The 7,427-nt window shown below is 74.6% G+C and carries 7 protein-coding genes; 3 read left to right on the top strand and 4 right to left on the bottom strand.

Translation table 11 applies throughout. From position 1 onward, the window contains the following. From ABD211_RS13895 to cobC, 3 genes are all read right to left on the bottom strand, one after another. Positions 1-448: precorrin-2 dehydrogenase/sirohydrochlorin ferrochelatase family protein (locus ABD211_RS13895; protein ID WP_344130497.1), on the bottom strand; the 448-nt coding region annotated here is incomplete at its 3' end. After that, positions 445-1,494, bottom strand: coding sequence for a nicotinate-nucleotide--dimethylbenzimidazole phosphoribosyltransferase (gene cobT / locus ABD211_RS13890; protein ID WP_344130503.1), 1,050 nt, complete (start codon positions 1,492-1,494; stop codon positions 445-447). The genes cobT and ABD211_RS13895, both read right to left, overlap by 4 nt. A 60-nt stretch (positions 1,495-1,554) precedes the next feature. Further along, positions 1,555-2,604, bottom strand: a complete 1,050-nt coding sequence (gene cobC, locus ABD211_RS13885; RefSeq protein ID WP_344130494.1) for an Rv2231c family histidinol phosphate aminotransferase CobC — start codon at positions 2,602-2,604, stop codon at positions 1,555-1,557. A 96-nt stretch (positions 2,605-2,700) separates the two neighbouring features. Here cobC and ABD211_RS13880 point away from each other — a divergent pair, with 96 nt between their 5' ends. From ABD211_RS13880 to ABD211_RS13870, 3 genes are read left to right on the top strand one after another with little or no spacing between them, the layout of a single operon-like run. Next, complete coding sequence (locus tag ABD211_RS13880; protein WP_344130491.1) at positions 2,701-4,941, top strand: transglycosylase domain-containing protein; 2,241 nt, start codon at positions 2,701-2,703, stop codon at positions 4,939-4,941. A gap of 26 nt (positions 4,942-4,967) precedes the next feature. Then, positions 4,968-5,711 (top strand): SURF1 family cytochrome oxidase biogenesis protein, encoded by a 744-nt coding sequence (locus tag ABD211_RS13875; RefSeq protein WP_344130488.1) that lies wholly within the window; start codon positions 4,968-4,970, stop codon positions 5,709-5,711. A gap of 51 nt (positions 5,712-5,762) precedes the next feature. Then, the gene (locus ABD211_RS13870; RefSeq protein ID WP_344130485.1) at positions 5,763-6,041 is read left to right on the top strand and encodes a DUF1876 domain-containing protein; all 279 of its coding nucleotides are present in this window, start codon (positions 5,763-5,765) and stop codon (positions 6,039-6,041) included. 7 nt (positions 6,042-6,048) lie between these two features. On the opposite strand, the gene ABD211_RS13865 is transcribed toward ABD211_RS13870, so the two are convergent. Continuing rightward, positions 6,049-7,427, bottom strand: a 1,379-nt coding sequence (locus ABD211_RS13865) for an ATP-dependent DNA ligase (RefSeq protein ID WP_344130482.1), incomplete at its 5' end; no start/stop codon positions are given.

The raw sequence follows: 7,427 nt of genomic DNA, 5'->3' as shown, positions 1-7,427 counted from the left end.
CGGCGCCCTCCAGCAGCGCGGCGACCGCGTCGCGGATCGCCACGGCCCGGTGCGGGTCGCCGCCGGCGGTGACCGCGACGGTCACCGCGCCGTGCCGGGTGACGGCCGGCGTCCACGCGGTGGCGGCGTGGCGGTCGTCGGCGCGCACGCAGAACACCCGCCGCTCCTCCGCCGCCGCGCTCAGCATCGCGGCCGCATCGGGGTCGTTGACCGCGACGTGCACCAGCCACGCACCGTCCACATCGGACGCCTCGACCGCGCGCGGCGTCCAGCGCAGCCGGCCGGCGTCGGCCAGCGCGCGCAGCGCCGGGGTGATCTCCGGCGCCACCACCTCGACGTCGGCGCCCGCGTCGAGCAGGGCGGGCACCCGCCGCGAGGCGACCTGTCCGCCGCCGGCCACCAGCACCCGGCGGCCGCTGAGAATCAATCCAAGGGGGTACGGGTTCACTTGTTCGCCACACCCGCCGAGTCGAAGGTGGCGACGTCCCGCAGCACGCGCGCCGCGGCGGCCACGAGCGGCTGCGCCAGCGCCGCGCCGCTGCCCTCACCGAGGCGCAGCCCCAGGTCCAGCAGGGGCGACAGCCCGAGATGCTCGAGCGCGACCCGCCCGCCCGGCTCCGCCGACCGGTGCCCGGCCACGAGAACCCCCGCGACGTCCGCGTGGAGCGCGGCCGCCGCCAGCGCCCCGGACCCCGCGATCACCCCGTCCAGAATCACGGGTACGCGTCGCAGCGCGCCGCCGAGCACGAACCCGGCGAGGGCGGCGTGCTCCAGCCCGCCCACCTCGGCGAGGATGTCGACCGGGTCGGCCGCCGGGCGCAGCCGGCCCACGGCCGCCTCGACCACGGCGGTCTTGCGCGCCAGCGTCTCGTCGTCGATGCCCGTGCCCCGGCCGGTGACCTGCGCCGGCGCGGTCCGCGTGAACGCGGCGACCAGGGCGGCGGCGGGGGTGGTGTTGGCGATGCCCATGTCGCCGGTGAGCAGGCAGTCCGCGCCGGCGTCGACCAGCTCGATCGCGGTGGCGATGCCGATCTCGATCGCGGTGACCGCCTCGTCGCGGGTCAGCGCCGCCCCGACCGCGAGGTCGCGGGTGCCCCGGCGGACCTTGTGCGGTCGCAGGGCCGGGTGGGGGGCCAGGTCGCCGGCCACGCCCACGTCGACGACCACGACGTCGGCGCCGGTCTGCCGGGCGAAGACGTTGATGACCGCGCCGCCGGCCAGGAAGTTGGCGACCATCTGGACGGTGACCTCCTGCGGCCACGGCGTGACGCCCTGGGCGTAGACGCCGTGGTCGCCGGCGAACACGGCGACGGCCGGGTGCTCGGGCACCGGCGGCGGGCACTGCCCGGCCAGCCCGGCGAGGCGTACGCCGAGCTCCTCCAGCTCCCCCAGCGAGCCGGGCGGCTTCGTCAGGCTCGCCTGGCGCGCGCGGGCGGCCGCCATCGCGTCCGCGTCAAGCGGCCGTATGCCCGCAAGTGTGCTGGTCAGGTCCATGAGGCTCTCCACATCCGGGGGCAGTGTAGGCAACCTCGTCGTTGCGCCGCGAACGGTTCACTACTGAAGGGTGTCGCGCAGCGCGGCGAGGAACGCGTCGGTGGTGCCCGGGTCCCGCACGGCGAGACGCAACCAGTCTGACCCCAGGCCGGGGAACGTGTCGCCGCGCCGTACGGCGTACCCCCTGGTCCGCAGGCCCTCGCGGACGGCCGCGCCGCCGGCCACCTTGATCAGCACGAACGAGGCCGAGGGCGACCCCACCACCCGCACCCCCGGCAGCGACCGCAACCCCGCGACCAGGTGGGCCCGGTCGGCGGCGAGCTCGCCGGCCAGGAAGGCCTCCTCGGCGACGGCGCGCGGCGACGCGCAGGCCACCGCCGCGGCGAGCGCGGGCGTGGAGACGGGCCAGCGGGGCAGCGCGTCGGACAGGCGGGCGACCAGGTCCGGCGCGGCGAGCAGATAGCCGATCCGCAGGCCGGCCAGTGCCCAGGTCTTGGTGAGGCTGCGGATGACGACCAGGCCGGGCAGGTCGCGGCGGCGCGACAGCGACTCGGGCTCGGGGCCGGTGCCGGGGCGGTAGAGCGTGTCGGCGAACGCCTCGTCAACCACGAGGATCCGGCCCGGTCGGGCGAGGCCCGCCACGGCCGCGGCCGGGTGGTCGACCGAGGTCGGGTTCGTCGGGTTGCCGAGGACGACGAGGTCGGCCTCGGCGGGGACGCGGTCGGGGTCGAGCCGGAAGTCGTCGCGCTCGTCGAGGATCACCCGCTCGACGGCGTGTCCGGCGGCGCGCAGGGCGGCCTCGGGCTCGGTGAACTGCGGGTGGATCACCACCGCGCGGCGGGGGCGCAGGGCGTGGGCGAGCGCCACGAACGCCTGGTCGGCGCCCGCGGTGAGAAGCACCTCGGCGGGATCGCGGGCGTGTCGGTGGGCGACGGCGGCGCGGGCGGCGGTGGGGTCGGGGTAGCGGGCGAGGTCGGTCAGCGCGGCGGTCACCGGGCCGGCCAGCCAGGCCGGCATCGGCGCCTGCCGGACGTTGACCGCCAGGTCCACCAGCCCCGGTGCCAGCTCGCTGTCGCCGTGCACGCGCAGCATGTCCTCGTCTCGCTCCATCACAGGTGATCATGCCGCATAGGTCCCCTGCGATCGCACGCAGGCCTCTTTGTCCATACTCAACACATATACGGGCGATTCACCTACCTTGGGGTGATGAGGACCCCTGCTCTGGCCGCCGTCGCCAAGACGGCCCCTCTGATCCGTGTCGGCATCATCGCCGGCATCGCGGTCGCGGCCATCATCTTCCCCCTCGCGGCTGTCGGCAGCCTCGCCGCCAAGACCGGCGCCACCTACGTCAACTCGCTGCCCACCGAGCTGCGCATGGTTCCGCCCGCGCAGACGTCGTACCTCTACGCCTCCGACGGGCGCACCCTTATCGCGCAGTTCTACGAGGAGTACCGGAAGTTCACCCCGTACGACCGGATCTCGCCGAACATGGTCAATGCGATCGTGGCGAGCGAGGACGGCCGCTTCTACGAGCACAACGGCGTCGACGTGAAGGGCGTCGTGCGGGCGTTCGTCGCCAACCAGCGGGCCGGCGAGGTCGCCCAGGGCGCGTCCACACTGACCATGCAGTACGTGCGCAACCTGCGGCGCGACTCGGCCCGGTCCCCCGCCGAGATCATCGCCGCGACCGAGCAGACGAACCGCCGCAAGATCGAGGAGATCCGCCTCGCCGTCGCGATCGAACAGCGGATGACCAAGCAGCAGATCCTCGAGGGCTACCTCAACGTCGCCTACTTCGGCCACCGGGCCTACGGGATCTACGCCGCCGCCGAGGTGTACTTCTCCAAGCGGCCCCACCAGCTCACCGTGCCCGAGGCGGCCATGCTCGCCGGCCTGGTCAAGGCCCCCTCGGCGTACGATCCGGGGCGCGACGGCAAGGCCGCCCGCCAGCGTCGCGACTACGTCATGGGCCGGATGGTCGAGCTCGGGTACGTGCCGGCCGCCGACGCCGCGCGGTTCGTCCGCCGAGGGCTCGCGCTGCGCCTGAGCACGCCGCCCAACGACTGCGTCGGGGTCAGCCGTAGGAACAACAACTGGGGCTTCTTCTGCGACATGTTCAAGAACTGGTGGCGTCAGCAGCGGGCCTTCGGCGACTCGCCCAACGAGCGCGAGGAGAACCTGCGCCGCGGCGGCTACCGGATCGTCAGCTCGCTCAGCACCAAGGTGCAGCGCGCGGCCTTCCGCGAGGTCCGCGCCCAGCAGCCGATCGGCACGTCGTACGCGCACGGGCTGGTCGCCGTCCAGCCGCGCACCGGGCGGATCCTCGCGGCCGCCGTGAACCGGGTCTACAGCCTCAACCAGCGGCACAACGGGCCGCACTCCGACCGGCGCAAACGCGGCGTCGTGCCCAGCAACTACCCCAACACCGTCAACCCGCTGCTCGGCGGCGGCGACATGCCCGGCTACCAGGCCGGCTCCACGTTCAAGATGTTCACCCTGGCCGCCGCGCTGGACCACGGTCTGCCGCTGAACACCTCGTTCTACGCGCCCTACCGGTACAAGTCGATCTACCCGGCCGACTGGAACGACAAGCGCAAGTGCGGCGACCGGTGGTGCCCGGGAAACGCCAACAAGTCCATGACCGGCCGACAGACCATGTGGTCGGGCTTCGGCAAGTCCGTCAACACCTACTTCGTGCAGCTCGAACAGCGTATCGGCGCCGAGCGGGCGGTCCGCATGGCCGAGCGGCTCGGGCTGCGCTGGCGCACCGACATCGACCGGTGGCAGGCCTCGCCCGCCCGGGCGAAGGGCTGGGGCTCGTTCACCCTCGGCGTGGCGGACACCACGCCGCTGGAGATGGCCAACGCGTACGCGACCATCGCGGCGGAGGGGAAGTACTGCGCGCCACTGCCCGTACGGAAGATCACCGACCTGTCCGGCAAACAGCTCACCTCCGTCACCGAGCCCCGCTGCCGCCAGGTCATGAAGGTCAGGGCCGCCCGGGCCGCCACCGACGCGGCCCGCTGCGTCACCGGGTACCGGGCGGCCACCGGGCCGTGCGGTGACTGGTCCACGGCACCGCAGGTGCACGGCATCGTCGGGCGGCCGGTGGCCGGCAAGACCGGCACCACCGACGACACCCGGGCGGCCTGGTTCGTCGGGATGACCCCGCAGCTGGCCGCCGCCAGCTTCCTCGCCGACCCCGACTACGTGCTGCACGTGGCCGGGGACGGGAACTCGTGGAAGCCCGTCCAGACCGTCGCGGCCACCCTTCGCGACGGTCTGAAGGGCCAGCCCGTGCGGTACTTCACGCCACCCACCGGCCGGACGATCTGGGGCGACGCGGGCCCGAACTGGAACCGGCCGCGCGTCGTGCCGCGTCCGAACGTCCGCGAGTTCCCCCGGCGCGGCGGGGATGACCGACCGCGGTCCCCGCGCCGGCGCTGATCAGCCGACCGGTAGCGTGCGAGACCGTGTACCGGTTTCTCCTGACCCCCCGATGGCTCGGCGCCGCGTTGGTCTTCGTGCTGGCCGCGACGATCATGGTGGGTCTGGGGCGGTGGCAGCTGCACCGGTTCGAGGACCGGAGCGCGATCAATGACCGGATCGACGCGGGCGCCCGCGCGGTGCCCGTGGCGCTCGCCGATCCGCCCCAGCCGGAATGGACCCGGGTCACGGTGACCGGTCGCTACGACCCGACCAACGAGATCCTCGCCCGGGGGCGTACGGTCGGGGGCTCCGTCGGCTTCGAGGTGGTCACCCCGCTCGTGCTCGCGGACGGCTCGGCCGTTCTCGTGGACCGGGGCTGGGTGCCGGCGCCGGCGACGGGCGGGGCGTCCGCCCGGCCGGATGTGCCGGCCGCGCCGGCCGGCGAGGTGACCGTGACCGGCCGGGTGCACGCCCCCGAGTCGCGCGCCGGCGCGCCCACGCCCGACGGCACCGTCCCGGCGGAGGTGCGCCGGATCTCGCCGGCCAGGATCGCCCCGGCGCTGCCGTACCGCCTCGCGCCCGTGTACGTGACCGTGGACGACCCGGCGGAGGGGTTCGTGGCGGTCAAACCGGACCATCAGAACGCGGCGCTCAACGCGGGCTACATGGTGCAGTGGTGGATCTTCGCGGCCCTGACGCTCGTCGGCTTCGGCTACCTGGCCCGGCGGGAGGCGCGCGCCCGGACCACGGATGCCGAGCCCGTCGACACGGGTGCGCCAACGGCCTGATCGAGGCGCCGACGCTGGGCGACAATGAGGGCGGATGGGAAGGGGCTGACCATGACCACTGCCACGATGACCAAGACGTGGACGGTCGAGATGCGCTTCGACGAGGACGCCGACCACTGCCACGCGATGGCGATGGTCCGCACCGCCGGCGGCCAGGAGTTGCGCGGCCACGGTTCGGCGCGGCGCAACCCGGTGGACCGCCCGGTGGCCCGGATCGGCGAGGAGGTGGCCGGCGCCCGCGCGCTGTCCAACCTCGCCCACGAGCTGCTGGAGTACGCCGCATCGGAGATCGAGGCCAACGTCCGCCGGGGGGACCCGGCGGTCCGGTAGTCGCGTCTCAGGCGCGGTGTAGCGCGCGGACCGCGTCGATCGTGTCGGCCTCGGCCGCCGACTTGTCGTCGCGGTAGCGCAGCACCCGGGCGAAGCGGAGGGTGACGCCGCCCGGGTAGCGGGTGCTGGCCTGAACGCCGTCGAAGGCGATCTCGACGACGAGTTCGGGGCGGACGGTGACGACCCACTCGCCCCGGTCGACGGCGCGGGCGAGCAGCTGCTCGGTCTGCCAGGCGAGCAGCGCGTCGGTGAGGCCCTTGAAGGTCTTGCCGAGCATGACGAAGCCGCCGGCCGGGTCGCGTGCGCCCAGGTGCAGGTTGGACAGCCAGCCGTGGCGGCGTCCGTGACCCCATTCGGCGGCGAGGACGACGAGGTCGAGGGTGTGCCGGGGTTTGACCTTGACCCAGGCGGAGCCCCGACGCCCCACGTCGTACGGCGCGCCGGCCGCCTTGACGACCACGCCCTCCTGGCCGGCGGCGAGCGCCGCGTCGTACGCCGCGCGGGCCTCGTCGGGGGTCCCGGCGACCACCCGGGCGACCCGGTGATCGGCCGGCACGGTCGCGTCGAGGGCCGCCCAGCGCTCGGTGCCGGGCTCGTCGACGAGGTCGGTGCCGTCGAGGTGCAGCACGTCGAAGAAGAAGGCGGTGAGCGCGCCGGCCGCCTGGCGGGCCGCGCGCCCGGAGGTTTCCTGGAAGGGGCGGGGCCGGCCGGCCTCGTCGACGGCGAGGGCCTCCCCGTCGAACACCCCGCTGCGCACGGGCAGCCGGGCGGCGAGGGCCACGACCTCGGGCATGCGCGCGGTGAGGTCATCCAGGCTGCGGCTGAAGACGGCGATGTCGTCGCCGTCGCGGTGCACCTGGACCCGCACCCCGTCCAGCTTGGCGTCGACACCGGCGGGAGCCCGAGTGGCGGCTAGCGCCTCGTCCACACTGGACGCGGACTGGGCGAGCATCGGGGCGAGCGGCCGGCCGACGGTCAGCCGGAACGCGTCAAGGGCGGGCGTCCCGCCGGTGAGGGCCGCGACGGCGACGGTCTTGAAGTCGCCGGACAGCAGCAGCGCCCGGCGCACTGCCCCGACGTCGACGCCGGCGGCGGCCGCGATGGCGTCCGTCAGCAGCCCGGCCAGCGCACCTTGGCGCAGCTCGCCCGCGATGAGCGCGCCGAGCATCCGCTGCTCGTCGACCGTCGCGTCGCCGAACAGGGTCGCGACGAGGGCCCGGCGGCGCAGCTGCGAGCCGGGCCCGGTGCCGGCGGCGACGGCGGCGAGCCGCGCGTCGACGGCCCGGACGGTCAGCGTGGCGGTCTCGGCGGGCGCCGGCAGGTCGCGCAGGCCGGCCCAGCCGACCCCGATCTGCCGTTGGCGCAGCTCACCCGCCAGGTAGGCCG

This window comes from Luedemannella flava (genome assembly GCF_039528515.1).
In the GTDB taxonomy this organism is placed as follows: Bacteria; Actinomycetota; Actinomycetes; order Mycobacteriales; family Micromonosporaceae; genus Luedemannella; species Luedemannella flava.
The sequence above is the reverse complement of the archived record's forward strand: the minus strand, read 5'-3'. Positions and strand labels throughout refer to the sequence as shown.

Coding starts and splice junctions, on each gene's coding strand:
- cobT (WP_344130503.1), bottom strand. CDS start 1,494: ATGGACCTGACCAGCACACTTGCGGGCATACGGCCGCTTGACGCGGAC.
- cobC (WP_344130494.1), bottom strand. CDS start 2,604: ATGGAGCGAGACGAGGACATGCTGCGCGTGCACGGCGACAGCGAGCTG.
- ABD211_RS13880 (WP_344130491.1), top strand. CDS start 2,701: ATGAGGACCCCTGCTCTGGCCGCCGTCGCCAAGACGGCCCCTCTGATC.
- ABD211_RS13870 (WP_344130485.1), top strand. CDS start 5,763: ATGACCACTGCCACGATGACCAAGACGTGGACGGTCGAGATGCGCTTC.